This window comes from Spirillospora sp. NPDC127506 (genome assembly GCF_040302145.1).
Classification (GTDB): domain Bacteria; phylum Actinomycetota; class Actinomycetes; order Streptosporangiales; family Streptosporangiaceae; genus Spirillospora.
Genome location: NZ_JBEORG010000002.1, coordinates 142524 through 165906, shown reverse-complemented (window position 1 = coordinate 165906; position 23383 = coordinate 142524). Strand labels below are relative to the sequence as shown.

26 protein-coding genes, 3 tRNA genes and 1 pseudogene are annotated in these 23383 nt (G+C 68.3%); 17 read left to right on the top strand and 13 right to left on the bottom strand.

Going from position 1 to position 23383, the window contains the following annotated elements:
* Positions 1-11 precede the first annotated feature (11 nt).
* A complete protein-coding gene (locus ABTW95_RS03465) occupies positions 12-2228 on the bottom strand; it encodes a tetratricopeptide repeat protein (RefSeq protein WP_500224202.1) in 2217 nt (738 codons plus the stop codon).
* Positions 2225-2635: a hypothetical protein gene (locus ABTW95_RS03460; protein WP_500224200.1), complete on the bottom strand. Its 411-nt coding sequence runs from the start codon at positions 2633-2635 to the stop codon at positions 2225-2227. Before ABTW95_RS03460 ends, ABTW95_RS03465 begins: the two co-directional genes overlap by 4 nt.
* A gap of 268 nt (positions 2636-2903) precedes the next feature.
* Here ABTW95_RS03460 and ABTW95_RS03455 point away from each other — a divergent pair.
* Positions 2904-3089: pseudogene (locus ABTW95_RS03455) on the top strand (tyrosine-type recombinase/integrase); the annotation flags it as partial.
* Positions 3090-3159: 70 nt separating this feature from the next.
* Here the strand turns inward: ABTW95_RS03455 and ABTW95_RS03450 are convergent.
* From ABTW95_RS03450 to ABTW95_RS03440, 3 genes are all read right to left on the bottom strand, one after another.
* Positions 3160-3224 (bottom strand) — tRNA-Arg (locus ABTW95_RS03450).
* A gap of 279 nt (positions 3225-3503) precedes the next feature.
* Positions 3504-4502, bottom strand: coding sequence for a hypothetical protein (locus ABTW95_RS03445; RefSeq protein WP_500224198.1), 999 nt, complete (start codon positions 4500-4502; stop codon positions 3504-3506).
* A 507-nt stretch (positions 4503-5009) separates the two neighbouring features.
* Positions 5010-5942, bottom strand: a complete 933-nt coding sequence (locus ABTW95_RS03440) for an AAA family ATPase (protein WP_500224197.1) — start codon at positions 5940-5942, stop codon at positions 5010-5012.
* Positions 5943-6084: 142 nt separating this feature from the next.
* Between ABTW95_RS03440 and ABTW95_RS03435 the strand changes: the two genes are divergently transcribed.
* The gene (locus tag ABTW95_RS03435) at positions 6085-6327 is read left to right on the top strand and encodes a hypothetical protein (RefSeq protein WP_500224194.1); all 243 of its coding nucleotides are present in this window, start codon (positions 6085-6087) and stop codon (positions 6325-6327) included.
* Between the two features lie 664 nt (positions 6328-6991).
* Here the strand turns inward: ABTW95_RS03435 and ABTW95_RS03430 are convergent.
* The gene (locus ABTW95_RS03430; protein WP_500224191.1) at positions 6992-7393 is read right to left on the bottom strand and encodes a hypothetical protein; all 402 of its coding nucleotides are present in this window, start codon (positions 7391-7393) and stop codon (positions 6992-6994) included.
* An 880-nt stretch (positions 7394-8273) separates the two neighbouring features.
* Positions 8274-8669 (bottom strand): winged helix-turn-helix domain-containing protein, encoded by a 396-nt coding sequence (locus tag ABTW95_RS03425; RefSeq protein WP_500224187.1) that lies wholly within the window; start codon positions 8667-8669, stop codon positions 8274-8276.
* A 138-nt stretch (positions 8670-8807) separates the two neighbouring features.
* On the opposite strand from ABTW95_RS03425, the gene ABTW95_RS03420 reads away from it, so the two are divergent.
* The 9 genes from ABTW95_RS03420 to ABTW95_RS03380 all read left to right on the top strand — a co-directional run bounded on the left by ABTW95_RS03420 (position 8808) and on the right by ABTW95_RS03380 (position 15600).
* Entirely contained in the window at positions 8808-9206 is a 399-nt protein-coding gene (locus tag ABTW95_RS03420; RefSeq protein ID WP_500224183.1) for an SCO3933 family regulatory protein, read from the top strand.
* A gap of 12 nt (positions 9207-9218) precedes the next feature.
* Positions 9219-10559 carry an FtsK/SpoIIIE domain-containing protein gene (locus tag ABTW95_RS03415; protein WP_500224181.1) on the top strand — a complete coding sequence of 447 codons (1341 nt, stop codon included), beginning with the start codon at positions 9219-9221 and terminating at the stop codon, positions 10557-10559.
* Between the two features lie 104 nt (positions 10560-10663).
* The gene (locus tag ABTW95_RS03410) at positions 10664-11023 is read left to right on the top strand and encodes a hypothetical protein (protein ID WP_500224178.1); all 360 of its coding nucleotides are present in this window, start codon (positions 10664-10666) and stop codon (positions 11021-11023) included.
* The gene (locus ABTW95_RS03405) at positions 11020-11877 is read left to right on the top strand and encodes a DUF2637 domain-containing protein (RefSeq protein WP_500224175.1); all 858 of its coding nucleotides are present in this window, start codon (positions 11020-11022) and stop codon (positions 11875-11877) included. The genes ABTW95_RS03410 and ABTW95_RS03405 overlap by 4 nt, the downstream gene beginning before the upstream one ends.
* Before the next feature lie 19 nt (positions 11878-11896).
* Positions 11897-12343: a hypothetical protein gene (locus ABTW95_RS03400; protein ID WP_500224173.1), complete on the top strand. Its 447-nt coding sequence runs from the start codon at positions 11897-11899 to the stop codon at positions 12341-12343.
* Positions 12344-12510: 167 nt separating this feature from the next.
* Positions 12511-12666, top strand: a complete 156-nt coding sequence (locus ABTW95_RS03395) for a hypothetical protein (RefSeq protein WP_500224169.1) — start codon at positions 12511-12513, stop codon at positions 12664-12666.
* Positions 12667-12755: 89 nt separating this feature from the next.
* Positions 12756-14174 (top strand): replication initiator, encoded by a 1419-nt coding sequence (locus tag ABTW95_RS03390; protein WP_500224165.1) that lies wholly within the window; start codon positions 12756-12758, stop codon positions 14172-14174.
* Complete coding sequence (locus tag ABTW95_RS03385) at positions 14156-14341, top strand: helix-turn-helix domain-containing protein (RefSeq protein WP_500224162.1); 186 nt, start codon at positions 14156-14158, stop codon at positions 14339-14341. The genes ABTW95_RS03390 and ABTW95_RS03385 overlap by 19 nt, the downstream gene beginning before the upstream one ends.
* Entirely contained in the window at positions 14341-15600 is a 1260-nt protein-coding gene (locus tag ABTW95_RS03380; protein WP_500224160.1) for a site-specific integrase, read from the top strand. Before ABTW95_RS03385 ends, ABTW95_RS03380 begins: the two co-directional genes overlap by 1 nt.
* Positions 15601-15673: 73 nt before the next feature.
* Here ABTW95_RS03380 and ABTW95_RS03375 read toward each other — a convergent pair.
* Positions 15674-15746 (bottom strand) — tRNA-Arg (locus tag ABTW95_RS03375).
* Positions 15747-15926: 180 nt separating this feature from the next.
* Here ABTW95_RS03375 and ABTW95_RS03370 point away from each other — a divergent pair.
* Entirely contained in the window at positions 15927-16358 is a 432-nt protein-coding gene (locus ABTW95_RS03370; RefSeq protein WP_500224155.1) for a hypothetical protein, read from the top strand.
* 137 nt (positions 16359-16495) lie between these two features.
* Positions 16496-16587 (top strand) — tRNA-Ser (locus ABTW95_RS03365).
* Between the two features lie 348 nt (positions 16588-16935).
* On the opposite strand, the gene ABTW95_RS03360 is transcribed toward ABTW95_RS03365, so the two are convergent.
* Positions 16936-17334, bottom strand: coding sequence for a winged helix-turn-helix transcriptional regulator (locus tag ABTW95_RS03360; RefSeq protein ID WP_500224151.1), 399 nt, complete (start codon positions 17332-17334; stop codon positions 16936-16938).
* Positions 17335-17442: 108 nt separating this feature from the next.
* Here ABTW95_RS03360 and ABTW95_RS03355 point away from each other — a divergent pair, with 108 nt between their 5' ends.
* Positions 17443-18360, top strand: coding sequence for an NADP-dependent oxidoreductase (locus ABTW95_RS03355; RefSeq protein WP_500224149.1), 918 nt, complete (start codon positions 17443-17445; stop codon positions 18358-18360).
* 42 nt (positions 18361-18402) lie between these two features.
* On the opposite strand, the gene ABTW95_RS03350 is transcribed toward ABTW95_RS03355, so the two are convergent.
* Positions 18403-18834, bottom strand: a complete 432-nt coding sequence (locus ABTW95_RS03350) for a GNAT family N-acetyltransferase (RefSeq protein ID WP_500224147.1) — start codon at positions 18832-18834, stop codon at positions 18403-18405.
* 147 nt (positions 18835-18981) lie between these two features.
* Between ABTW95_RS03350 and ABTW95_RS03345 the strand changes: the two genes are divergently transcribed.
* Positions 18982-19116 (top strand): alpha/beta fold hydrolase, encoded by a 135-nt coding sequence (locus ABTW95_RS03345; protein ID WP_500224144.1) that lies wholly within the window; start codon positions 18982-18984, stop codon positions 19114-19116.
* A 172-nt stretch (positions 19117-19288) separates the two neighbouring features.
* Here the strand turns inward: ABTW95_RS03345 and ABTW95_RS03340 are convergent, their stop codons facing one another.
* Both ABTW95_RS03340 and ABTW95_RS03335 read right to left on the bottom strand, forming a co-directional pair.
* A complete protein-coding gene (locus ABTW95_RS03340) occupies positions 19289-19972 on the bottom strand; it encodes a hypothetical protein (RefSeq protein WP_500224143.1) in 684 nt (227 codons plus the stop codon).
* A gap of 463 nt (positions 19973-20435) precedes the next feature.
* Complete coding sequence (locus ABTW95_RS03335) at positions 20436-21065, bottom strand: TetR/AcrR family transcriptional regulator C-terminal domain-containing protein (RefSeq protein WP_396453298.1); 630 nt, start codon at positions 21063-21065, stop codon at positions 20436-20438.
* 69 nt (positions 21066-21134) lie between these two features.
* Between ABTW95_RS03335 and ABTW95_RS03330 the strand changes: the two genes are divergently transcribed.
* Positions 21135-22094 carry a hypothetical protein gene (locus ABTW95_RS03330; RefSeq protein WP_500224141.1) on the top strand — a complete coding sequence of 320 codons (960 nt, stop codon included), beginning with the start codon at positions 21135-21137 and terminating at the stop codon, positions 22092-22094.
* 302 nt (positions 22095-22396) lie between these two features.
* Here the strand turns inward: ABTW95_RS03330 and ABTW95_RS03325 are convergent, their stop codons facing one another.
* Positions 22397-22879: a MarR family winged helix-turn-helix transcriptional regulator gene (locus ABTW95_RS03325; protein ID WP_500224139.1), complete on the bottom strand. Its 483-nt coding sequence runs from the start codon at positions 22877-22879 to the stop codon at positions 22397-22399.
* Between ABTW95_RS03325 and ABTW95_RS03320 the strand changes: the two genes are divergently transcribed.
* Positions 22878-23366 carry a pyridoxamine 5'-phosphate oxidase family protein gene (locus ABTW95_RS03320; RefSeq protein ID WP_500224135.1) on the top strand — a complete coding sequence of 163 codons (489 nt, stop codon included), beginning with the start codon at positions 22878-22880 and terminating at the stop codon, positions 23364-23366. The two genes, ABTW95_RS03325 and ABTW95_RS03320, sit on opposite strands and share 2 nt — an antisense overlap.
* Positions 23367-23383 lie beyond the last annotated feature (17 nt).

Sequence of the window (23383 nt, the reverse complement as noted above, 5' to 3'; positions counted from 1 at the left end):
TTGGTCTCGTCCTATTCTCCGCTTCCGGTGATACGCGCACAGGCTTCGGCGCAATCATCAGCCTGCTTGTTGAGCTTTATCTCCCGATACAAGTCGGCAGCGTGCCGATACTGTCGGCGCGCTTCGTCGTGGTGTCCCTGACACTCTGCCAGTTGGGCGAGCTTCATACGGATCTGGGCTTGACCGCCCCGATCGTCGAGCTCCTGGAACAACTCGGAGGCCCTGCGGTAATGGGCGCTCGCCTGGGGGAAGTCACGCCTCGCCCGCGCGACGTCTCCCAGGCCCCTGAAAGCTCCCGCCTGGCCACTCCGGTCCTCTAGCATTTCGTGAAGCTGAAGGGCTCGCCGGCCGTAAGCCTCGGCTCCGCCGAGATTCCCCCGCGCCAGCGCGACGTCCCCCAAGGCTATGAAGGTGTGCGCCTGCCCGAGCCGGTCCTCGAGCTCCCGGTAATGCTCGAACGCCTGCTGGTGGCACGCGTGCGCTCGGTCCAGTTCGCCCAGCAGCCTCGCCACGCGCCCCGAGGCCAGGAGCGCATCAGCCTGTCCGAGCCGGTTCCCCGCCTCCCCGTAGTGCTGGAGGGCCTGCCGGAAATACGCCTCGGCCTCGCCCAGGTCGGCCCGCGCCTGGGCGACGAACCCCGAGGTCAGGAGGATGGGGGCCTGGCCGGCCCGATCTCCAAGCTCCCGGTGGAGCCGGAGAGCCGACCGTAGACATCCGTCCGCCTGGTCGAAATCATTCCGTATCCGCGCGACCCTCCCCAGGCCGGCGAGGGCGTTCGCCTGGCCGCGCAGGTCGCCCGCGTCACAGGCCGCGGCGTGGCCGGCGGAATAAAGGCGGGCCGCCTGCTCGGGCTTGTTGTCCAAGGTCAGCCAGAAAGCGACATGGTCGACAAAGGCGTTCGCCTGTTCCCACTCCTCACTGAGGGCAGTCTGTGCGGCGACGGTGAGTTCGTCACTGGCGGCCGTCAGCCATGCACGCGCCTCGGGCGGCGTGCCGAACTGGTCGCTGGCCGCCTGATCCATGCTCTGCTTCGTGAGAGCGGCACTGGCCGAGTAGACCGCCGCTTCCAGGTGCTCGTACAAACGGCGACGCCCCTGCCGGACCTCGGGGTCATCATTCGCGTAATCGGTGGTGCGGCGGGCGTAGCCCAAGAACAGGTCGTGGAACGTATAGCGCCCCTGGGGCAACCCGATCAGCAAGTTGCGTTCAAGCAACCTCGCCAGCTGAACCGCCGCCAGCGGGCGGGGCCTCCCGGCAAGCGCCGCCACAGACGCCGCGTCGAAGTTCGGCCCCGGATGCCGGGCGCAGACGCCCAATGCCCGCCGCAACGCCGGAGGCAGCGCGCTGTAGGAGGCGGTGAAGGCCGCCTGGACGACCTGATCAACGTCCTCCAGATGCTCCAGCGGGTGTTCGGCGGAGCGCATCACCTCGATCACCTCGGCCGCGCTCAACACGGCCAGCAGCGATCCGGCGGGACGCAGCGCCAACGGCAGGCATCCGCACAACCCCGCCAGTTCGGCGAGTTCGCCGTCACGTGCCGCCATCTCCTCCTGCGACCGTCCAGCCACACCCACCAGCAACGCCACCGCGTCGGAGACGGACAGAGTGTCCACCCCGATCCGGACGGCGGCCTCCAGTTCGGTGAGACGATCACGGCTGGTCACCACGACCAGGCATCCCGCGGAGGTCCGCGGTCCGGGCAGCAACGGCCGCACCTGTGCGGCGTCGCGGGCGTTGTCCAGGATCAGCAGGACCCGGCGCTCGGCCAGCCATCCGCGCCACAGCCCGCCCTTGGCCTGCGCATCCGCCGGGATCTCGGCCGGCGCGAACCCGACCAGGGCCAGCAGCTCACCAAGGACCTCACCGGGGTCGCGCGGCCGATGCCCCGGGGTGAACCCTCTGAGATCGACCTCGAAACGCCCATCGGGGAACTGCTCGCCGATTTCAGCCGCCAACGCCCGGGCCAACGCGGTCTTCCCGGCCCCGCCCATCCCGTGCACAGCGGACATCACCACCGGCCGACCGGCCTCCCGCGCCCGCAGCCCCTCCCGCTGCAGCCGCTGTAACTCCGCGTCCCGGCCGACCAGGACCGGCGGCGGCACCAGCGTGTCCAACGCGACCGCCGTCCGCCCGCCCGTCCCGGAGTAGTAGTTGAACTGGACACCTCGCCCCTGGACCGCCTGCTGCGCCTGCCCGAGCGCGTCGGCACGGACGTCCGGGCCGGTCATGACGCCGGCGGAGAGCCGAACGTGTTGTGCTGGACGCCCCGCCCCTGGACGGCCTGCTGCGCATGGTCGAAAGCCCGAGCATCGACCTGCACCGCGCCAAGGTGCGCCACCAGCTCCCGCACAGCGGCCTCAGCCTCGGGATGGTCCCCCAGCAGATCCTCGAAGCGGATCCGCCATGCCTCTCCCTGACGCCTGGCGACTTCTTCGATCCGGTCTGCCGACGCCCCGACGACCTCCCGGCGGGTCTGCTCCAGCCGGTCTTCCTGCCGTCGCCCCTCCTCGGCGTCCCCACGGCTGAGCAGCCGCGCCGCCCGCACCCGCACCTGCTGCCATCCGTCGGTGACCATCGCCGCGACGAGGCCCGTCCCCGCCGACGCGGCCAGCGCCGCCAGCCCTTCGTTCAGCATCCCCGGACCTCCGGTCTAGGCATAAGAGCCAGTTACAGTATTGGCCGAACACCGCAAAAGCGCGCAGCGCCCATACGGCTAGAGCGCCCCGGTAGGTCGCACCTTCACCACCAGACCGGACAATCCGCCACCAAGCCGCCGCCCCCGATCAGCCCCCACACCAAGGAAGCACGACACCCTCCTCGCAGGTGTCCCCGTCCACGTCGTGCACGGCCGTCCGGTGACAGGCGCCCTCGCCACACCCTCCTAGCCGGCCAAGCACGCTGGCCTCGGCCACTGGCATCCGCATGAACTGCGGCACTCGGGGGCCTCGCTGATGCTGGCGCAGGGAACGCCGCTGCACGTCGTCTCTGAGATCCTCGGGCACACGTCCATCGCGACCACGAAGGACGTCTATAGGCACCTGCTCGTCGACGACAAGCGTGCGGCGGCTGAGGCGATGAGCGGCGCCTGATCGGTGCCCGTGGCTCCCACGGCGTACGTAAAAGCCCCCTTGCAAGATCGCAAGGGGGCTTTGACCTGGGCGCACCCGAAGGGATTCGAACCCCTAACCTTCTGATCCGTAGCAAGATCAACGCCGTCCAGGCGCGTCCCCACAAGTTCCCTGACCAGCGCCGCAATCTCCCGCAAGTCCACACCCGTCCAAGGTCATCCGACCCCGTTGTTAGCACCGCCGTTAGCACGCACACCCGCCCCGGAGGGTGCGCCCGCGCGAACGGCGAGACGGTGGGACAGACAGTTTCGCGCGGGCGTACCCGCCGGCCCGCGGGGGGCTGGGGGCCGCGAGGCCCCCGCTTCGCGCTCGCTCCGCCACTAGGACTCTGGAGACACTATGCAACAACCACGTTGTCCCAAGAGAGGGAGTTTCTTAAAAAGCTCCAGAGGTAAGGAGCGTGGAAAGTGCTCCGGCCACGCCTCCCGCGATTGCGCCTCCACCGGCAGCGATTGCATTAAGCCTATTATCCAGAGTGGTGCTCACCTGCCTAATAGCTGACGCTGCATACTCCATATCGAGAGCGGAAACGACTTCCACGTCATCATGAACATCACCGGCGAAAATAAGGTTGACGCCACAGTCGTCCATGTAGCCTTGATAGTCTCTGTAGGCGTCACCCCATTGACGCTTCATCGCCTCAATGTTAGCCAGAGATAGCCATATTCCAGCTAGGACGTACCGGGCGTGTCGCCGCCACCTCCGACCCTTCCAGCGCAGTCGATAAGACTTTCGCATTGGCAGGTCCATGAGGCGCGCGTGAGAATAGTAGTGCTGGAGTAGGTGCACCACCTCCTTGTCGATGGCACTTTCAATGTCCATCAGGCGTCGGGCATAGTTCTTGACTTGACCGAAATGACGCCCAATGCCGTCCAAGTTTGAGTGCAGCCAATCGACAGTTTCGAACTCGCTCTCGGCGACAAAATTCGGGAGCGTGACCTCGACGACCCCTTCGTTCGCTTGCTTTGTTACAAGAATGTCCTCTTCCATAAGTTCGTCGACGTCATATGATAGGAGCATGCTCGTATGGAGGAAAATATTTTTACATGCGGGGCTGCAGGCTTGCTCGTAGAGTGAATCACCCAGAGCTTCTACGGCGTCTTCGAGTATTCTCGCGACAATATGCCCTCCCGACAAGGGTTCAATTTCAGTGTTCTGGTCCCATAGGACAACAAGTACTATGCCATCCCAGGCTGCCCAATATGTGTCACTGGGAACGTCGTCGGCCCCGTGATGCTTGGGCTGGTTCTTTTCGGGAACTCGTACCTTAAATAGGATGGGGTTTGGAATATTGAGCGCATCGAACCCATCCGCTCCAGTTAGGAGAGTCTGGGACGAAGATTTCGCTCGGGGCCAGTAGACGTTTGTATCCATAAATTGAACGTTGACTTCGGGGCGACGAAGTTCGATTACGCGAGGGTCATTATTCAGTTTCTCGCATAGTGAATCCATTCGCTTCAAGCCGGCTGCCTCTAGTGATGAATCGATATCCTCGCTAAGTTGCCACAATAGAACAGCAATACGAGAAAAGCGAAATGAATCCTTGCTGGGCAGCGTCTCTTTTCTAGCGGCTGTTCGCCCTTCCATCACCGGTAGCCCCCTGAAGGTAACTTGTCCCTGCTTGCCCCGATTGGGGGCCGATTGTATCGCTTCGACTGGAAGTCTGAGCGGTCTTCCACAAAAGATCAAGGAACGCCCATAACTCGGGATCATTGTTGGCCCTGATGCAAGTGACCGGTTCGGCGTACCGGGTCCGGCCCGGAGAGGCCGCATGCCCGGTACGCCTAACCGGTCGGCGGCGCGGAGCGGCGCCCTTGAAGACGTGTAGAAAGTTCTCATCCGGCGGACGGGTGTTCCGGGTTCGGGGCCTCTGACCTGCGGTTATGGGATGAGCTTGGTTAGGGCTCGGCGGGTTTGGTCGGCGAGGCTGGTGGCTGCGCCTAGGCGGTTGTCGATGGTGAGGTGTGCGGCCTCGGGCGGGTCTTCGGTGTTGAGTCCGGCGGCGTACTCGTCCCAGTGGGCTAGTTTCCAGCCGTCCCGCGGGGCGTCGCGTAGCTCGATGTACTCGTGCATGGTGTCGATGTCGCTGTGCACCCAGATCGCGGTCACGTCTACGCCCTTGGCCTTGCAGCGGTGGGTGAGGCGGGGGAGCCAGTTCGGGTTGTTGAGTTCGGCGATGAACGGTGCGGCGAGGATGATCGATACTCCGCAGTCGATGTTGGCGTAGGCGGCGTTCATCAGGCACCGGTACTCGTGCGGGCGTACATCGGCGCGGTACAGGTCGGTGTGGCGGTCGTGCGGGTCACCGTGAAGCGAGATCAGCAGGCGCTCGGCCAGGCGGCGGGTGAGGGCGTCCTTGTCCAGCAGTGCCCAGCCTGACAGGTCGGACAGGAAGCGGGCGAACTCGGTCTTGCCGGATCCGGCGTATCCGCCGACCAGGACGAGGGTGGGGTTGCCGCCGGCGTTGGCGACGGCGCGGCCGTGCCAGGCGTTGGCTAAGCGTGTCTTCAGGGGGACGGAGTCGGGGAAGAACGCCGACAGGTCGAACGGCGCCCCGTCTGGGCCTGGGGTCTTGCCGCGTGCGTCGGCGGCCATGCGTTCTAGGACGGTGAGCGGGATGTTGTGGACGCGTGCCAGGTGCGGCAGCCAGTCGTCGGGGATGCGTTCGCCGCGCTCCCATCGGGAGATCTCGTGTCGGGTGAGGGTGTCAGAGCCGGTGAGGTCGCACAGCTCGGCGGCTAGTGCGCGTTGGCTCCTGGTGCCTCGTAGGCGCGCCAGATAGGCGCCGAACTCCCGTCGTTTCTCAGTGGGCATGTGGTGCTTCCTCCCGTAGTCGAGTGTGGCCCACACCTGGCCCCCTGTCAGGCTCCTTTGTAAATCGCGAGGCGGCGGAACGCTGGTCGTCATGCCGTACGGGCCCTCGGCGGGCTCGCCGTCGACTACAAGGACACCCACGATGGAAACGCGTGCGTCGCAGGAAGATCCGGCTCTCCGCCAGCTTCGGGAGGAGTTCACCGGGCATCGCATCTGGCGGTCTCGTCGCTGGGACGGCAAGGCCGGCGACTGGGTCGCGACGCTGCTCGACCCGGCGGCGGGTATCGACCCGACCGTGATCTGTTCGGACGCTGAGGCGCTGCGGTCGGCGCTCATCCGCGAGCGTCAGCGCGCGGTGACCCGCACGACCAAGAGGACCCGGTGATGGCTTCGGCCCCCGTGCCATCACCGGATGGGGTCGCCTTCGAGGCGGCTCCGGGGAAGGCTGAGGTGGCGCGGTCGGTGCTTATCCCCCCCGGATGCACTGGCCGTGTCCCCTCGGCGCTGGCGGTCGCGTCTGCTGTTGGGTCGGCTGCGGCGGGCGCTGCGGCGTGAGGGGTGGATGGCACAACGCCGGTATGGCGGGTCGCCGGTGGTGCTGCGTGTGTACTCGTCGGCTGCGCCGTTTCTCGGGGACAGCATCACGGTTGTCCGGGGTGATGGCGGGTGGTGGTTCCGGTCCAGTACCGGTGATCTGCTCGCGCCGTGCAGCCGTGTGGACCTGGCCGCGTCCGAAGTGGCGGCGCTGTTGGGTCCCTGGGTGGCTGCGGCCTCTGGATGCGGCGGCGCGGGCGGCCGGTGATGAGCGACGTGGCGGCGCTGGACGAGCTTGAGGCGCGGTTCGGGGTGCCGTGCTGGTGGGGGACGTATACCCGGGCGTATTGGGCGCTGGTGCCCGTGTCTGGGCGGTGGCGTCTGGTGGAGGCGTTGTCGCTTGGAGAGTTGGCCATGGCTATCCGGTCGCCGGACGGGTGGCCTTGGCCATAAGGACGGCCGCGCGGCAGGGTAGACGGCTGGGGTGTCGTCGGACGGCCCTGCCGCGCGGTCCTTTATGCCAGGTCGGCCGGGATGGTGACGGGGTCGCCGGGTCCGGTCGTCACGGCGGTGATGATGCGGCGGGCCGTCTGGGGCACGTCGGTTTCGTCGGTGTGAATGATCGCGTTGAAGACCGGCGTGTCCGCGGTGGCCCGTAGATCGGCAAGGGTCTCGTCCCATGCCTGGAGACGCTTGGCGGTGTCGACGTCGCCTCGGTGCTCTGAGCGCTTGGCGCAGACTTCCCGCGGGACCCACAACAGGACGCTCGTCCAGACGAGCGGGACGGCGAGGCGCAGGCGTTGAAGGTCGGCGACGTTGCCCATGTGGACGACGGGGATACGGTCGGCGTCCACCAGGGCGGCGATGTCCTGGCGGTCGATGGCGTAGACGTTGCCGTAGCGGTGCGTGCGGGTCACCTCCCATCGAGATCAGCAGGCGCTCGGTAAGGCGGCGAGTGAGCGAATCCTTATCCAGGAACGCCCACCCGGACACGTCGCCGAGAAAGCGCGCGAACTCCGTCTTTCCTGATCCGGCGTAACCCCCCACCAGGACGAGTGTGGTCGTTCCGACGCTGCCGCTCATGGCTCGGCCTCGCCACGCGCTGACCAAGCGGGCCTTGAGCGCGTCGCCGGCGGTGGGGTCCTGGCCCTGCGTCTGGTCGGAGACGCGGTCGAGTCCCTGCGTGATGGTGTTGGCGGCGTCCTCGGTGGCTGCGGGGTTGAGTGGAGCAGGGAGCGGGAGCGTTAGGTCTCCGGTCTCCTCACCGGGAAGCGGTAGACGAAAGCCAAGCTCTGGCTCTGTGGCCTCGTACAGCAAGCAGTAGGCGCGGCGGTAGTGCGGGCCTGGATACATGCTGCCGCTCTCATGGCCCCACAGCGTCTGAAAGTTCGCCGCGACCCTGAGCCCCCCTCGCTCGGCAACCCTGCGCAACTTGTCTCCGGCGGCCTCAAGACTCAGCCCGTGAGTCTCTCGGCGTTCACGCAGTTTGGCGGGCTGCCAACCGGGATGCTGCTTGGTCGTGGTCATTCGTGGCCTTCCGTTTCGCCGCAGATTTCGGCACATATGCGCAGGTGCCGAGCGTCTGCCGTGGGGGTGTGAAAACGGACGTATAAACGGACGTGAAAGAACCTGATGATGCATCAGTGATGGGCTAGAGGCGTCTCCTGAACTGAAATATCGGTGTGCCGAACGAGAGAACGGATCATGGCGGGAGGCGATCACCGGTGGCTGGCAGCGGCGAGCAGGGGCGGACTCCACAGGAGCAGTTGGAGCTGATTCTTGCCGAGCTGGACGAGCTCATTTGCCGGACTGACCAGCTTGCGGAGGGTCTGGGAAGACGGCCCGTTCGATCCGGGCGACGCGCTCTCCCAGATCACGGACGGCGGCGAGTACTTCCGTGAGCTGCTTCATCGTCACTTCGTCGTCGCCGGTCGCCGGCGCGGCCTCACCGGGTGGGCGGGCGTCGGCCTGGTCGCGGACGAACACGCCCTTGCCCTGCTGGCCGATCACGACACCTTCGGTCCGCAACACGCTGATGGCGGCCTTCACGACCCCGGCGGACACCTCGTACTCCTCACGGAGCCGAGCCGTCGACGGTAGGGCCTGCCCTGCGGCAAGGCGTCCGTCCCGGATCTGTTGCCGCAGGTCATCAGCTATCTGCAGGTATCCGGGCCGTCCGGTCCTCTCGACCACTCATCTGCCTTCCGTCGGGGGCTCCGACTCAAGTTCAGCACACCCGACCGGCCAAGAAAACCATGGCTGCCTTGACAGCTTGGTCGTCTAGGCAGACTATGTTGTCCAAGTAGTTCGACGTAGCTCGGAGGTCTCTCCATGCGCAACATCCCGGTGGACGTGTCGGCGCTGACGTTCGTGTGCGTGTCGGCGCCGCGTCCCAAGCTGGTGAACCAGGACACGGGGGAGGTGAAGACCGACCGCAACGGCCAAACGGTGTTCACCGTCGGCCTGTCGGCCGCCGATGCGATGGGGCGGGTGGACCTGCTCAACGTGGCGGTGGTCGGTGACCAGTCGGTGACGATCGGGGAGGTCGTGACGCCGGTCGGGCTGGTGGCGTTCCCGTGGGAGGCGGTGCTCGGGGGTGAGAAGCGGTGGGGGGTTGCCTACCGCGCCGACCGCATCGCCCCCATCTCCTCGGCCGCGCCGTCGTCGGCCTCGTCGGCGTCGGCGTCCTCGTCGGGGTCGGGGTCGTCCGCTGCGGCGGGCGTGGCCTGATCGGCGGTCGTGATGACTGACCTACTCCTGGTGCTCGGGGCCTTGGCCGCTGCGGCGGCCGGGCTCTGGGCCTGGCGCCGCTGGCACCCGGCCTCGTTCTGGTACGGGATCGCTTTCCCGGCCCGTGCGGTGCTGGTGTATCTGACGTGGCATCACGTCGCCTCGGGCTGCAAGCTGACCCGTAACCGGCGGCGGTTCCGGCTCACCCTCGACGCGGTCCCGGTGGTGGGGCCGGCAAGCCGGTCCGCTGCGACCGTGGTCGAGCACAAGCGGCGGGTGCGGCGGGTCGACGTCGAGCGCGCTCCTCGCCTGGGGGTTCTGCGGCCGACCCGGCTGGGGTGGCGTATGCGGCTGCGGCTGCATGACGGGCAGGTCCCGGCCGACTACGAACGCGCGGCGGAGGGGATCGCGCACGCCTGGCGCGTCCACTCGGTGCGCGTGGTCGACGTCCGACCGGGCTACGTGACCCTGTGGGCCACGATGCGTGACCCGCTGGTGGATGTGGTCACTCAACCCGAAACCGGCGAACTGCTCACCGTCCGTCCCGGCAAGCTGGAAAACGGCCGTGACTGGCTGATCGACCTGCGCACCGTGCCGCACTGGCTCAACGCCGGGGCCACCCAGTCGGGCAAGTCCAACCTGGCCAACGCCCTGCTCAAGGGCCTGGCCCCGCAACCGGTCGCCCTGGTCGGCTTCGACCTCAAAGGCGGGGTCGAGTTCACCCCCTACGCCCCCCGCCTGTCGGCGCTGGCCACCACCCGCAAAGAATCGGTCGACCTGCTGACCGACCTGGTCGGCGAGGTAGAGAACCGGATGACCACCTGCCGCGCCCACGGCGCCCGCAACGTCTGGACCCTGCCCGAACACCTGCGCCCCGTGCCGGTGGTGGTCCTGGTGGACGAGGTCGCCGAACTGTTCCTGATGGCCGACAAGTCCGAGAAACAAGAGGTGTCGCGGACCGCTACCGCGCTGCTGCGGGTCGCCCAGCTCGGCCGGGCGTTCGCCGTGCACCTGATCGTGTGCGGGCAGCGCATCGGCGCCGACCTGGGACCCGGCGTCACCGCGCTCCGCGCTCAACTGTCGGGACGGGTGTGTCACCGGGTCAACGACCCCGAAACCGCCACCATGACCCTCGGCGACCTGGACCCGGCCGCCCTGGACGCCGCCCGCGCCATCCCCGCCGAGACACCCGGCGTCTGCATCGTCGCCGGACAAGACGGCTCATGGCACCGCGCCCGCTCGGTCTACGTCCCCGAGCATGAGGCCGAACAGGCAGCCCGCGAGTACGCGCACCTGACCCCTGCCTGGGATGCCCTCATCGGCTCCGTCCCGGCTGTCAACTCGGCCGCATAAGCGGCCCGCTCCCTCTCCCTCCCTCTCTTCTGGCTTGGCGTGAGCCCTGATCGCGCCACGTCCCTACCCGCCCCATGCCGAAACCGCTCCTTGGAGGCTGCCTGATGGTCGCCCGCGTCCGTGTCCTTCGTCCCCGTCCTCGTCCCCGGTTCACCGTCGTCCCGTCCCCCTCGTCCCCGTCCTCGGCATCGTCCTCGCCGTCCGGCTCGTCGTCCTCGGGCCCGTCCCGCTCGTCCTCGGGCTCGTCCTCGTCCGGGTCGTCGGTGGTGTCGTCCTGGGATGTGTGGCCGGTCGGTGTCGAGTGGGATGAGTCCGGTTCCCTGCACATCGCCCGCTGCCAGCGCTGCGCCGACTCCTTGGCCTCCCCCTCCTGCGACGAGGTCGACGACTGGGCCGACACCCACCGCTGTGACCCCGAACTGGCCGCGCTGCTGGCGCTGGTCACCTCCCGGCGGGCGGCATGACCCGCCGCATTCTGGGCGCGGTCGCCGATTCGGGGCCGGTGGTGGTGCTGGCCGGTATCGCGGCGGCAGGGTCGTTCACTCACATCCGCGACACCGCTATCGAGCACGGGCAACGCGGCTGGATGGCCTGGGCGATCGCGGTGTGCATCGACCTGACCTGCGTCATGGCGGCCGGAGAACGCCAACGTGACAAGCGCACCGGACGCGCAACGGGGCGGCTGTCGTGGCCGACCGTCGTTCTGGTCGGCGGGGTGCTGTTGTCGCTGGCCGCGAACCTGGCGCAGGCCGACCCGTCGGTGTGGGGCTGGATCACCGCGGGCACTCCAGCGGGCGCGTTCCTGGTCGCCGTCTCCATGCTCGAACGCCGCAAGGCCGGCCCCGGTGTGGTGGCTCGTCCTTCGCCGGTCCCGGACTCCTTCGGCCACCCGTCCCCGTCGCCGTTCCCGTCCGGGGCGCCGTCCCAGTCCTCGTCCTCGACGCCGTCCCGGTCCTCGTCCTCGTCGCCGTGGGTGGTGTGGGAGGACAAGCAACCCACCGTCGCCGCCGTCCCGGCCGTCCAGCACGCCACCACCGAGCAGGGCCAGGACGAGCAAGACGAGCGGGACGGCCAGACCTCCATCCCCATACCTGCCGATCGCTCCGCCCCGTCGCCCTCGGCCGCGTCGCCCTCGTCAGGTCCGGAGGGTCCGGCGGGGCCGCTGTTCGACTTCGCGCGCCGTGTCGCCGCCGAACACGAGAGCGAGCACGGGCGGCCCATCACCCGTGACGCGCTGCGCGCCCGGCTCGGGGTGTCCAACCAACTCGCCTCCGACCTGCTCCGCCAACTCCGCACCGAAACCGCATCCCTGTCCTGACCCTCTGGAGGAACCCGCCATGACCGCCCCCACCCACCACACCGACCAGACCGGCCAGACGGCCCCGATCGTGCCCGGTGACCTGTTCGCCCGGCACCAGACCATCACCGGCCTGCGCGCGCTCGCTGACTTCCTGGAGGCCAACCCGGCCGTACCGGTCAACGAGTACGGCGCGACCTTCCACGTGCCCATCCGGGCCACCGACGACGCCTCGGCCGCCGCACTGGTCGACCACGCGGCGGCACTGCTGGGCGTCAACGCCCAACACGACACACGGCGGGGCGGCCACTACATCGCCACCCGCACCTTCGGCCGCATCGACTACACCGTCTTCCACATCCCCGAACAGGAGCGGGCGGCCTGCCTCGCCCGCGACAGCTACCGCACCAACATCACCCTCGACACCACACAGGACGACCAGAACACCGACCAGGACGGCGGCCAGGACACCGGGCGGACCGCCTGATGCGCGCCCGTACCGGTCACCCGCGACCGCTGCCCGCACTCCCCCCGCTGGTCGGGCTGGTCGCCGGGTGGGTGTGCGGGACGTGCGGCGGGGGCGGGGTCACCTCCGACGGGACCACCTGCCCGGACTGCAACGGCCACGGCCACACCATCTGAGGGGATCCGCCGATGTTCCTGCGCCGCTGCGGCTTCGTCTGCTTCTGGCTCGTCCTGGGCCTGTTCCTGGTCCGCCAACCCGAACGGGCCGCGCACGCCGTCCGGGCCATCGTCGGCGGCCTGGCCCTGGTCGCCGATGCCCTCGCGCGGTTCACCACCGCCTTCTAGTCCCCGGCGTGGCCGCTGTCGCCGGCAAGCATCCGCGGCCACGCCGGGTCATCCCACCCACCCGCAACGGATGAGGAGACCGGTTCATCGTGCCTGATCCTGCCCCGTACGTCACTGGACTGGCCGCCCGCGACATGGCCGCCCGCTACAACCGGGCCGACTTCCGAGCCTGGGCACGCCGCGCGCACTCCACCGGCGGCTGCGCGCAACCGGTTCACCTGCGCGGCCGCGTCACCCACCTGGACCCGCTGACCAGCGAGATCCTGCACCACTACTCCACCGCCCGTGAGCCGGGCGGGGTGCTGCGGGTGGCGTGCAAGACCCGGCGGGCCTCGCGGTGCCCGGCCTGCGCCGAGACCTACCGCGCCGACACCTACCAACTCGTCCGCGCCGGACTCGTCGGCGGCAAAGGCGTCCCCTCCTCTGTGTCGTCGCATCCGGCGGCGTTCGTCACCTTGACCGCGCCCTCCTTCGGGCCGGTCCACACCCGCCGCACCGGCAAGGCCGGGGGCGTGGTGGCCTGCCGTCCCCACCGCGATGGCGGGACATGCCCGCACGGGCGGCCGGTCTCGTGCACCGTCCGCCACTCGGCCGATGACCCTCGGCTCGGGCAGCCGATCTGCCCCGACTGCTTCGACTACACCGGCGCGGTGCTGTGGAACGCCCACGCCCCCGAACTATGGCGCCGCTTCACCCTGGCCTTCCGCCGCTATGTCGCCCGGTCGGCCGGGCTGCGGGTCTCGGACCTGCGTGAGGTGCTGACGGTGTCGTTCGCCAAGGTCGCCGAGTACCAGCGGCGCGGCCTGGTGCACTTCCACGCCGTCATCCGCCTGGACGGACCCGGCGGCCCCGACAACCCTCCGCCCGCCTGGGCGTCCCTCGACCTGCTCAACGCGGCCGTGGACCACGCGGCGGGCGCGGTCACCGTCTCCACTCCGGCGGCGGGCGACGTCCCGGCCCTGACACATGAGTGGGGCTCACAGGTCGACGTCCGCCCGATCACCACCACGGGGGAACTGACCGATAGCGCGGTGGCGGGCTACATCGCCAAGTACGCCACCAAGGCGGCTGAGTGCGTCGGCACCCTCGACCGGCGAATCAGGCCGACTGACGACCTGGCCGACCTTCCCGTGAGCGGTCACGCGCGGCGGCTGATCGCCGAGTGCCTGCGCTTGGGTGCGATCGAGGAGTACGCCGGGCTGCGGCTGGCCGAGTGGGCGCACATGCTCGGCTTCCGCGGCCACTTCTCCACCAAATCCCGCCGCTACTCCACCACCCTCGGCGCGCTGCGTGCCGCACGCATCGAACACACCCGGCGTGACCTCGACATCTCGACCGGTCGCCTGCCCTTCGACGACGACCAGGTCCTCGTGATCGCGCACTGGCGCTACCTCGGCCAAGGCATGACCCCCGGTGAAGCACTGCTGACCGCTGCCCTCACCGGCAAACCGCTGCCCTCACTCACCACCACCGATGAACGGAGTTCTGCGTGCCCAAGCTCCTGCTGACCGTCCCCGAAGCGGCCAAAGCCCTGGCCATCTCGCGCAGCAAGCTCTACGAACTGCTCGCCTCCGGCGCGCTGCGCTCGGTCCGCATCGACGGCTCACGCCGCATCCCGCTCCACGCCCTCAACGACTACATCAACGCCCTCATGCAAGCAGAAGAGGCAGCCTGATGACCGACACCCCCAGCTCCGGAAACCCGCGCAAGCCGTCCAAGAGCAAGCCGAGCAAGAACCGGCCCAAGCTCCGCGACGGCGTGATGAAACGCGGCAGCACCTGGTCCTACGTCATCCGCGTCACCGACCCCGAAACCGGCATCTCCAAACCCAAGTGGGTCGGCGGGTTCGCCACTGAGGACGCCGCCAAGGAGGCGCGGGACGAAGCACGGGTCAAGGCGCGGCGCGGCGAGTACATCGACCGCAACGCCATCACCGTGGGCGACTACCTAGACGAGTGGCTCGACGCTCACGCGGTCGAGATCAAGCCCAAGACCCTCGCCGATTACCGGCACCTGATCGAACGGCACGTCAAGCCCAACATCGGCGGCCTGCGGCTCCAAGCCGTCCGGCCGGGCCAGATCACCAAGCTCTACCGCGACCTCATCACCACCGGCGGGCGTCAAGGCACCGGGCTCTCGCCTCGGACGGTCGCCTACGTTCACGCCGTGCTTCGTAAGGCGTTCGGTGACGCCGTCTTGGTCGACCAGGTCATCCCGTCCAACCCGGTCGAGCGTGCCAAGCGGCCTCGGATGCGTTCTGCCGAACCTGGCGAGGTCTGGACGCCTGCGATGCTGCGGGCCTTCCTCAAGGTTGCCGAGACTCACCGGCTGTTCGCCTTCTTCCACCTGGCCGCGTACTCCGGTGCTCGGCGCGGGGAGTTGCTCCACCTGCGGTGGCGCGATGTCGACCTGGACGGCGCAACCATGCAGATCAAGGGATCGGCCTCGTTCATCGCCGGCGAGCGCATCGAGGGCACGACCAAGAGCGGCCGGTCCCGCACGGTCAGCCTCGACGCCGGGACGGTCGACGTCCTCAAGGCACACCGCAAACGCCAGCTCGCCGACAAGCTCAAGCTCGGCAAGTCCTGGAAGGGCGCCGACAGGGAAGCGGACGGCTACGTCTTCGTCACCGGATGGGGCGAACCCGTCCATCCCGACACGGTCTCGTCCCTCATGACGTCCCTGATCAAGCTTCACAACGCACCCACGGACGGGACGCCTCCGGCTGAGCCGTTGCCGCACGCTCGGCTTCACGACCTCCGTCACGTCCACGCGACGACACTCCTCCTGGCGGGCGTCCCCGTCCATGTGGTCGCCGCGCGGCTCGGGCACGCTGACCCGTCCATCACGCTCCGGGTCTACGCACACGTCATCAATCAGCAGCTCGTGGAGGCAGCCGAGATCTTCGCCAAGCGAGTGGAGGACACCGCCTAGATCAGATGCCCTGTTAGCAAGACCGTTAGCAAAAGCCCCCTCGCGGAAGATCGCAAGGGGGCCTTGACCTGGGCGCACCCGAAGGGATTCGAACCCCTAACCTTCTGATCCGTAGTCAGATGCTCTATCCGTTGAGCTACGGGTGCCTGCCGCAGCCAACTGTACCGGCTCCGCGGACCTGTCCGCGAATCAGTTGGCCGATGCGAGGTTACGGAAGTGTGACTTGAGTCACGGAACCCTCCATCAGGGTGGTACGCCAAAGGGAGATCGAGACGGGGTGACGTGCTATGCCCGTCCGAATCCCAACCCCCTGAAGGAGAACCCTCATGCGCATGTCCGCCACCAAGCTGGTCGGCGTTGTCGTCGCCGGTGGCTTGATGCTCGGCTCCACGGGCTGCGGCGCGGTCGACGCCATCGCCGGCGGGAAGAAGAAGACCGCCTGCAAGAACATCGAGACGGAGCTGCGGAACTTCTCCACCGGCGGCATGTCGATGACGTCCCCGAGCGGCGCGTCCGCGACCGCCCAGAAGTTCACCGACACGGCCGCCAAGGTCCGGTCGGAGGGGAAGAACGCCGGCGGCGACGTCGAGACCGCCGCGACCGCGTTCGCGGGCGACCTCGACAAGACCGCCGAGATGCTGCGCAAGCTGAGCTCCGGCGACACCTCCGCCATCGGCCGGCCCGACACGGCCGCCATGCAGCGCCACGGCAACGACCTGGCCAAGGCCTGCGGATACACCGGGTTCCGCTTCGGCTGACCGTGGGGATCTCGCTCCCGCGGCCCCGGGAGCGACGCGCCCGCAGCGCTTTCCCACTATGCTGTCGGGTCCACGGGACGCTGGCTTTGCCGGTTGGCTCGCCGAACCGGTAGCCTGTCCTGAGCCTGATGGCTACTGGAGGATTCGCCTAGTCCGGTCTATGGCGCCGCACTGCTAATGCGGTTTGGGTTCACGCCCATCCGGGGTTCAAATCCCCGATCCTCCGCCACTCCGACAGGGACTTCGTCCAAGATCTCCATCTCGGACGAAGTCCCTGTCGCATTCCAGATGTCCGTATTTCCGCACCTGGTGTGCACATGGTGTGCGTGGGACGTCAGCGGAGTGCGCTTCGTCCCCGGCCAGGGCCGGGTCCTGGCCCTTTCGGGCTTGGTTACCCTGCGTTTTGCCGCGCCTGGTGGCGGTGCGGGACAGCAAGGACCTGGACGGGCCCGTCCTCCTGCTGACCCGCGTGGCCCTGCGGACGGCGGTCCAGTCCGCCACCGACACGCACCGACCACCCCGCCCCCGTCGAGCGGCGGCGAACCGTTCGTCCAAGCGTCCCGGCGCCCACCGGTCTTCATGAACGTGCGTCGTACCGGGCGCGGGCCTCGAAGACGCGATCCATGTGCGTCTCCGCCCACGTCTTGATCGCACTCATCACCGGGAGCAGGTCCTGGCCGAGCGGGGTGAGCTCGTAGTCGACGCGGGCCGGCACCGATGCGGTCACCGTGCGGGTGAGCAGGCCGTCGCGTTCCAGCGTGCGCAGGGTCTGGGTGAGCATCTTCTGGCTGACACCGGCGATGCGGCGGGCGAGTTCGCTGTGCCGGTGCGGGCCGTCGGCAAGGGCCGCGATCACCAGCGCCGCCCACTTGTCGGTCAGCGTGCTCAGCAGCTCCCGGGTCGGGCAACCTGCCAAGAACGCGTCATAGTCGCGTTTGGCCTGCTCTCGACGTTGCGCGGCAGTCGTGGTCGCCATGTGCCACCTCCCGTGCGGTTCCCTAGGCACTTCTAGGTACCTACTTTCTCATGGTGCCTCACCTTACCTAGCTTGGAGAAACCACGACGTACAGCGGAGGGCACGAAGATGCGCGCAGTCAGATATTCGCAGTTCGGAGGGCCAGAGGTCCTGTATGTGGCGGCTGACCTACCGGTACCCGAACCAGGACCCGGGCAGGTACGGGTACGGGTCGCCGCATCCGTGCTGCACCCGGTCGACCTCATGATTCGCGCCGGCCGGTTCCCGGCGCCGCTGCCGACCGAGCCGCCGTACACACCCGGCTGGGACGTGGCGGGCACGATCGACGCGGTGGGTCCGTCCGTCGGCGCTTTCGCCGTCGGTGACGACGTCATCGGCTTCTCACCATGGATACGAACCACGGTCGGTACCCACGCGGAGTACGTGGTGCTGGAGGCCGCCTGGCTGAGCTTCGCACCCGCCGGGGTTCCCGCCACCGAAGCCGCGGCCCTGCCGACCAACGGTCTCGCCGCCGCCCAGGCCCTCGACCTGCTCGCGCTCCCGGCGGGCTCGACCGTCCTCGTCACCGGCGCCGCGGGGCAGGTCGGCGGGTTCACCCTGGCCCTGGCCCGGGCGGCCGGGCTGCACGCCACGGGACTCGCGGGGGCCGACGACCGCGAGTTCGTCGAGTCGCAGGGCGCGGCGTTCATGCCCCGCTCGGACGATCCTGTCGCGGCGGCGCCAGGCAAGTTCGACGCGGTCGTCGACCTGGCGGTGCTCGGCCCCTCACTGATGGAAGTGGTCAGGGACGGCGGCGGCTATGTGGCCGCTTCGCCCCCGCTACGCCCAGAGCCGGTGCGAGACATCCGGACGTTCGCAATGGACGTGGCACCGGACGGCTCCCGACTGGGCGACCTGGTCAAGCGAGCCGAGAACGGTGAAATCCCGCTACGGGTTGCCGAAGTGCACTCCTTCGCCGACGCCGCTGCGGCGCACGACCGACTGGCCCAAGGCGGCGTGCGCGGCGCCGTAGCGGTCATTCCCTGATCCGCAGCGCGGGTGGGCAGCGGTGAACCTGGAGGTGTGGGCTCAAGCGGCGGACGTCGTCAGCTTGGTGTGTGCCCAGATCATGCAGTCGTGCCAGGTGTCGGAGTCGGGGTCGGGTGACGTCCAGGCACGACAGTGGTGTGGGAGACGTTGCTCGTACTGGTAGCCGGCGCGGTCGGCCAGGCTCAGCGAGGGCGTGTTGGTGGGGTCGATCTCAAGCCAGATCCGGTCTAGGCCCAGTTCGTCGTGCGTCCAGCGGGTCAACGCGTTGATACCGCGCAGGGCCAGGCCCTGGCGACGGCTCTCCGGTCGCACCCAGTAGGCGAGTTCGGCGCTGTCCGGGCCGTCGATCATCAACCCCAGGGCACCGAGCAGGCGGTCGCGTTCGATGATCCCGTAGGACGCCTGGCGTCCCGCGGCCGGATCCCAGGCGTCCAGCGCCGCGCGCGCGTCCCGAGGTGTATAGGGCCCCACGTGCGGCCCCCAGAGGGCCCGGGCCGACTCGGTGCCGGTGTTTTCCGATGCTGGACACCGACCCTTGCACGAAGCTCGGCGCGGATCACCGCGCCGACGCTGCTCGTCTGTGGTGATGACGACCCGTTCCCCGCTGATGACCAGCAGGTGTTGCTCGACGCCATCCCCAACGCCCGGCTGTCGCTCTACACGGGTGCCGGGCACGGAGTCCACCTGGCGCAACCCGCACGCGTCGTCAACGACATCGTCGTTTTCCTCGCCGATACAACCCCTTCGACCTAGCGGAGCGTCGACTGCACCATCCGCTCATGCCGCGAAGAGTTGCCGTGTTCGGATCCTCTGCCGACGTCGGGCTCGTGGTTACATCAGCGAGACCGCGATGCGTCCGCCACGCCTGTATCGTCCGGTCCCGAAACATTCACCGCTCAACGAAATCGATCCTGTCCAGGATGGGTCAGCGGCGTCGGCGGGTCACTGGACTCGGCAGTTCTGCGGCGATCTCAGCGAATCCATCCAGCACCTTGGGCTCGAAAGCACCCTTGACGTTTTCGGCTTCGGCAACGGTAAGCCGCGCACCTTTGTCGATCGAATGGTAATAACGTCCGGTGAACCGAACGCCAGCCAGGCCGAGCATACTCGCGGCCAGGGGCTTGATGTCGCCGGTGCCGTATACGTCGATCACCTCCTGGAACCGCTTCCGGGCACCGCTGGTTCGAAAGCTCACCCAGGCAACCGAGACGAGGGCGGTGTTCCCACGCCGATCAGCGATGGCAATCAACCTCCGCTGCAACGAGGTACACGGATTGCGTATGAGGGTTCGCTGCACCTCACCGAACGTGGCGCGCGCGCACGCCCGATTCCGCCGACTGGTCGTCTGTTTTAATCGCCGCATTCCCAAACGACGCCACGCTTCGTCGGACTTGCCCTTGCGCGCTGACCGTTTTGCGTTCACCTTACGGACCTTGACGGTCTCCACGTTCACCGGTGAACTTCCCGTCCCGCCAGTGACTCCGCCACTCCCCAGGATCATGATCGCAGCCACTCCGGCCGCGACGATCTTTCCTCCACCGTCGTCGATCGGAATCCTGCGGCCATCCTTGGTGATCCAGCGTTCCGCCATGACCACTCCAGACATCATTGGTCAGATCGTAGTCAGGCTAGAACAGACCACCGACAGTTCATGGCGGTTCCCCTATGATGTCCGGCTCCGGACGTGGCGTCCCGGATCTCCGAATCAGCAGCGCACCGCACAACAGGACCAGCCAACGCCGACGCGGCAGGCCCTCGAGCCGGCCCATGCGCCCGAAAAAGAACTGCTAATGCGGTTAGGGTGCAGGCCAATCTGGGGTTCAAATCCCCGATACTCCGCCACTCCGCCCAGGGACTTCGTCCAAGATCGCGATCCGGACGAAGTCCCTGTCGCGTCTTTTGGACGCCTGCTTCGCGGCTCTGGATAGCACGTGGCTAGGCAGGGGATGCCGCGCCAGCCTTGGCCAGCGCAGGTCATAGGCCCTGGGTGGAGCACCGGAACGACTGCCCCTGTGTGTTCAGTTCAACTCCCTGCACCAGTCAGTCGGAGTCGGCTGCGCGGTTGTCGGGCGTCAGGTGGGTAGGCGGGTGGCGAGGCCGTCCAGGACTATGTCGAGTTGGCGTTCGAAGCGAGGGTCGCCCTCGTCGCGTAGGTGGCCGGCCGCCTTGACCAGTTCCGCGCCCTCACCCAGCCAAGCATCGCGCTCGTCGGGCGAATAACGTCCCGGCTCCGACTGGGTCCGTTCCTGCTCCTCGATGACGAAACCGACCACGAACGCGATGACCAGGTCGAGGACGTCGTCCGCCTCGGCGAGCGTGAAGCCGGCAGCGGTCAGGCGGGCGAGCCAGGACTCCTTCGCCTTCACCACCTCGGGGTCGGCGAGGCGCGTGCCGCTGAAGATGCGCGCTCCGTCCCGGTGGCGCAGGTACTCCGCGCGCAGAGCGCGCGCGTAGGCGGCCACGTCGTCACGCCAACTGCCGCTGGGAGGGATCGCGGAAACGGCGTCGGTGACGCGGCGCATGACGAACGTGCTCATCTCGTCGAGCAGTTCCTGCTTGTTGCGGACGTGCCAGTACAGCGCGGGGGCTCCCACATCGAGCCGGGACGCGAGTGCTCGGACGGTGAGGGCGTCCATGCCCTCGTCATTGAGCAGCTCGAGCGCCGCCGCCACGATGCGCTCCCGCGTGATGCCCTTCGCCACGGTTGACACCTTAACAAAGTTCAGGCACGGTGGGTCTCGTCCGAATTGAACTTAGTTCAGGAGCGTGCCATGCGTGCTGCAGTCGTCAACGACCCTCAATCGGCCCCCGCCTGTGCCGACTTCCCCGACCCGGAACCCAGGCCGGACCGGCCGCCGCTGCGTCTCGTGGGCGCGGGTCTGCACCACATCGTCCGCGGGCTGGCCTCCGGCCGTCATTACGGCAGTGACCAGGCGTATCCGCTCGTCCCGGGAATCGACGCCGTGGCTCGGACCGACGACGGCCGGCTGGTCTACACGGGGTTCCCCCGGCCGCCGTGGGGCACGATGGCCGAGCGGATGGTCACCCCGTTCGAGGTGGAACTGCCCGCCGGGGCCGACCCGCTGGCGGTCGCCGCCGGTATGAACCCGGCCATGTCGGGCTGGATGGCGCTGGCCGCCCGCCACAAGGAGGTCGGCGAGATCGGTACCACGCTGGTGCTCGGAGCGACGGGCATGTCGGGCGGGCTGGCGGTCCGGGCGGCACTGTCCCTCGGCGCGAAGCGGGTCATCGCGGCCGGACGCAACGCCGAGGCGCTGGAACCGCTACGCGACCTCGGCGCCGACACCGTCGAGCTCGCGGCAGCCGCGCCCGACACCTGGGCGGAGTCCCTCGGTGCGGCCTTCGCCGAGGCGCAGCCCACGCTCGTGCTCGACTTCGTGTGGGGCCCTGTCGCCGAGGCCGCCTTCGCCGCTCTGGGCGCCGCCGGAATGGACGAAGGCGCCCCGCCCACCGACTACGTGCAGATCGGCTCGCTCGCCGGGACCGACGCGGCCCTGCCCGCGGCGCTCCTGCGCAGCCGGCGGATCCGGATCAGCGGCAGCGGTGCGGGCTCGGTCTCGAAGGCCCAGATGATCGCGGAGCTTCCCGAGATCATCGCCCGGTTCGGCGACGGGACGTTCGAGGTGCCCTACACCGCCTACCCGCTCAGCCGCGTCCACGAGGCGTGGGCCCACGAGGGACGCGGCAGAGCGGTCATCGTCCCCGACTGACCGGGCCCCGTTCGAGGAGACCGGAGGACGGCCGTGCACAGCGCGCATTGGTCGTCCTCTCGGGTTCGCGGGCATGCCCACGGCGGGAGCTGCGTCAGCCCGATCGTCGAACAGGCCCGGAACAACGGAAAGGCGGCTGCTTCGCCGGCCCATGCGCAAGGAGGGCAAACACGCAGCCGCCGACTCAACATCGCCGATCAGGGCCCCGAACGGCGCCGTGACCAGCACCTAGCGGCCCGACGCGATCTGCTTCCACGAGCGCGAAGGCCACGGGATCGGGGGGTGGCCGGCCTGGAAGAAGGTCAGGTGGGTGGGCGGATTGCGCGTCTGCGGATCACGCCGTCCACGTTGAAGCGGGATAGGAGTTCGGCGAGTAGTGCGCGTGTTTCGTCCACGCGGTCCCTGCCGAATTCATCGGCCAGTTCCGCGTCGAGGGCCGCGCGATGTCTGCGGGCGGCATCGACTGCCGCCTGGCCGTAGTCGGTGAGGTACAGCAGCTTGGCGCGTGCGTCGTGGGGGGACGGATCGCGGGTGAGCAGCCCGCGGCGCTCAAGGTCGGCGACGGCCTTGGACGCGGCCTGCTGGCTGACGTTCATCCGTTCGGCGAGGGAAGTGATCGACAGCGGTCCGGCGAGCACGTGCTGGATCACGACCCCGTCGTTGAATCGCAGCTCGCCGAAGCCGTCGGCCGCCAGCCGCCGTTGAACCTCGTCGGCCATGGCCCAGCCCGCGAACAGAGCGGCCAGTGACAGGTCGATGTTCTCGGGCGTAGGATGCACAACCATGGTTGTGGATTCTAACAGGGCCGAGGCAGGGCCGCTCGACGACTTCGTCCGCATCGCGCACCGCATCGTCTGGTGCTCCCTGGCCACGGTGGATCGGAACGGCCGTCCGCGCTCCCGCGTCGTCCATCCCTACTGGGAGCGCGGTGAGAACGGCCTCACCGGCTGGATGTTCACCCGCTCGGCTTCGCCGAAGATCGCACACCTCGGCCACCGTCCCTACGTCTCGTGCTCGTACTGGGACCCGGCGCAAGAGGTCGCGGTAGCCGAGTGCGAGGGGGAGATCGCCGACGATGAGGCGACCCGGGCCAGGGTCTGGGACCTGTTCGCGACGGCGGCGGAACCACTCGGTTACGACCCGCGGATCATGGGCGTCGAGGACCATCGCGACACGGGCGTCACCGTGATCAAAATGACTCCGTGGCGGCTGGTCACTCTGAACGGCTCATGGCGGCGGGACGCAGCCGTGCCCATGGAGTCGGTCGGGTGACCGGCCCCATGAAGCCG

What these genes read in the sequence shown, in the direction of transcription:
- ABTW95_RS03370 (WP_500224155.1), top strand. Translation starts at nt 15,927, where the DNA reads ATGCGCATGTCCGCCACCAAGCTGGTCGGCGTTGTCGTCGCCGGTGGC.
- ABTW95_RS03405 (WP_500224175.1), top strand. Translation starts at nt 11,020, where the DNA reads ATGACCCGCCGCATTCTGGGCGCGGTCGCCGATTCGGGGCCGGTGGTG.
- ABTW95_RS03320 (WP_500224135.1), top strand. Translation starts at nt 22,878, where the DNA reads ATGGTTGTGGATTCTAACAGGGCCGAGGCAGGGCCGCTCGACGACTTC.
- ABTW95_RS03420 (WP_500224183.1), top strand. Translation starts at nt 8,808, where the DNA reads ATGCGCAACATCCCGGTGGACGTGTCGGCGCTGACGTTCGTGTGCGTG.
- ABTW95_RS03340 (WP_500224143.1), bottom strand. Translation starts at nt 19,972, where the DNA reads ATGATGTCTGGAGTGGTCATGGCGGAACGCTGGATCACCAAGGATGGC.
- ABTW95_RS03415 (WP_500224181.1), top strand. Translation starts at nt 9,219, where the DNA reads ATGACTGACCTACTCCTGGTGCTCGGGGCCTTGGCCGCTGCGGCGGCC.
- ABTW95_RS03440 (WP_500224197.1), bottom strand. Translation starts at nt 5,942, where the DNA reads ATGCCCACTGAGAAACGACGGGAGTTCGGCGCCTATCTGGCGCGCCTA.
- ABTW95_RS03325 (WP_500224139.1), bottom strand. Translation starts at nt 22,879, where the DNA reads ATGGTTGTGCATCCTACGCCCGAGAACATCGACCTGTCACTGGCCGCT.
- ABTW95_RS03330 (WP_500224141.1), top strand. Translation starts at nt 21,135, where the DNA reads ATGCGTGCTGCAGTCGTCAACGACCCTCAATCGGCCCCCGCCTGTGCC.
- ABTW95_RS03400 (WP_500224173.1), top strand. Translation starts at nt 11,897, where the DNA reads ATGACCGCCCCCACCCACCACACCGACCAGACCGGCCAGACGGCCCCG.
- ABTW95_RS03355 (WP_500224149.1), top strand. Translation starts at nt 17,443, where the DNA reads ATGCGCGCAGTCAGATATTCGCAGTTCGGAGGGCCAGAGGTCCTGTAT.
- ABTW95_RS03460 (WP_500224200.1), bottom strand. Translation starts at nt 2,635, where the DNA reads ATGCTGAACGAAGGGCTGGCGGCGCTGGCCGCGTCGGCGGGGACGGGC.
- ABTW95_RS03410 (WP_500224178.1), top strand. Translation starts at nt 10,664, where the DNA reads ATGGTCGCCCGCGTCCGTGTCCTTCGTCCCCGTCCTCGTCCCCGGTTC.
- ABTW95_RS03380 (WP_500224160.1), top strand. Translation starts at nt 14,341, where the DNA reads ATGACCGACACCCCCAGCTCCGGAAACCCGCGCAAGCCGTCCAAGAGC.
- ABTW95_RS03395 (WP_500224169.1), top strand. Translation starts at nt 12,511, where the DNA reads ATGTTCCTGCGCCGCTGCGGCTTCGTCTGCTTCTGGCTCGTCCTGGGC.
- ABTW95_RS03445 (WP_500224198.1), bottom strand. Translation starts at nt 4,502, where the DNA reads ATGGATACAAACGTCTACTGGCCCCGAGCGAAATCTTCGTCCCAGACT.
- ABTW95_RS03435 (WP_500224194.1), top strand. Translation starts at nt 6,085, where the DNA reads ATGGAAACGCGTGCGTCGCAGGAAGATCCGGCTCTCCGCCAGCTTCGG.
- ABTW95_RS03465 (WP_500224202.1), bottom strand. Translation starts at nt 2,228, where the DNA reads ATGACCGGCCCGGACGTCCGTGCCGACGCGCTCGGGCAGGCGCAGCAG.
- ABTW95_RS03360 (WP_500224151.1), bottom strand. Translation starts at nt 17,334, where the DNA reads ATGGCGACCACGACTGCCGCGCAACGTCGAGAGCAGGCCAAACGCGAC.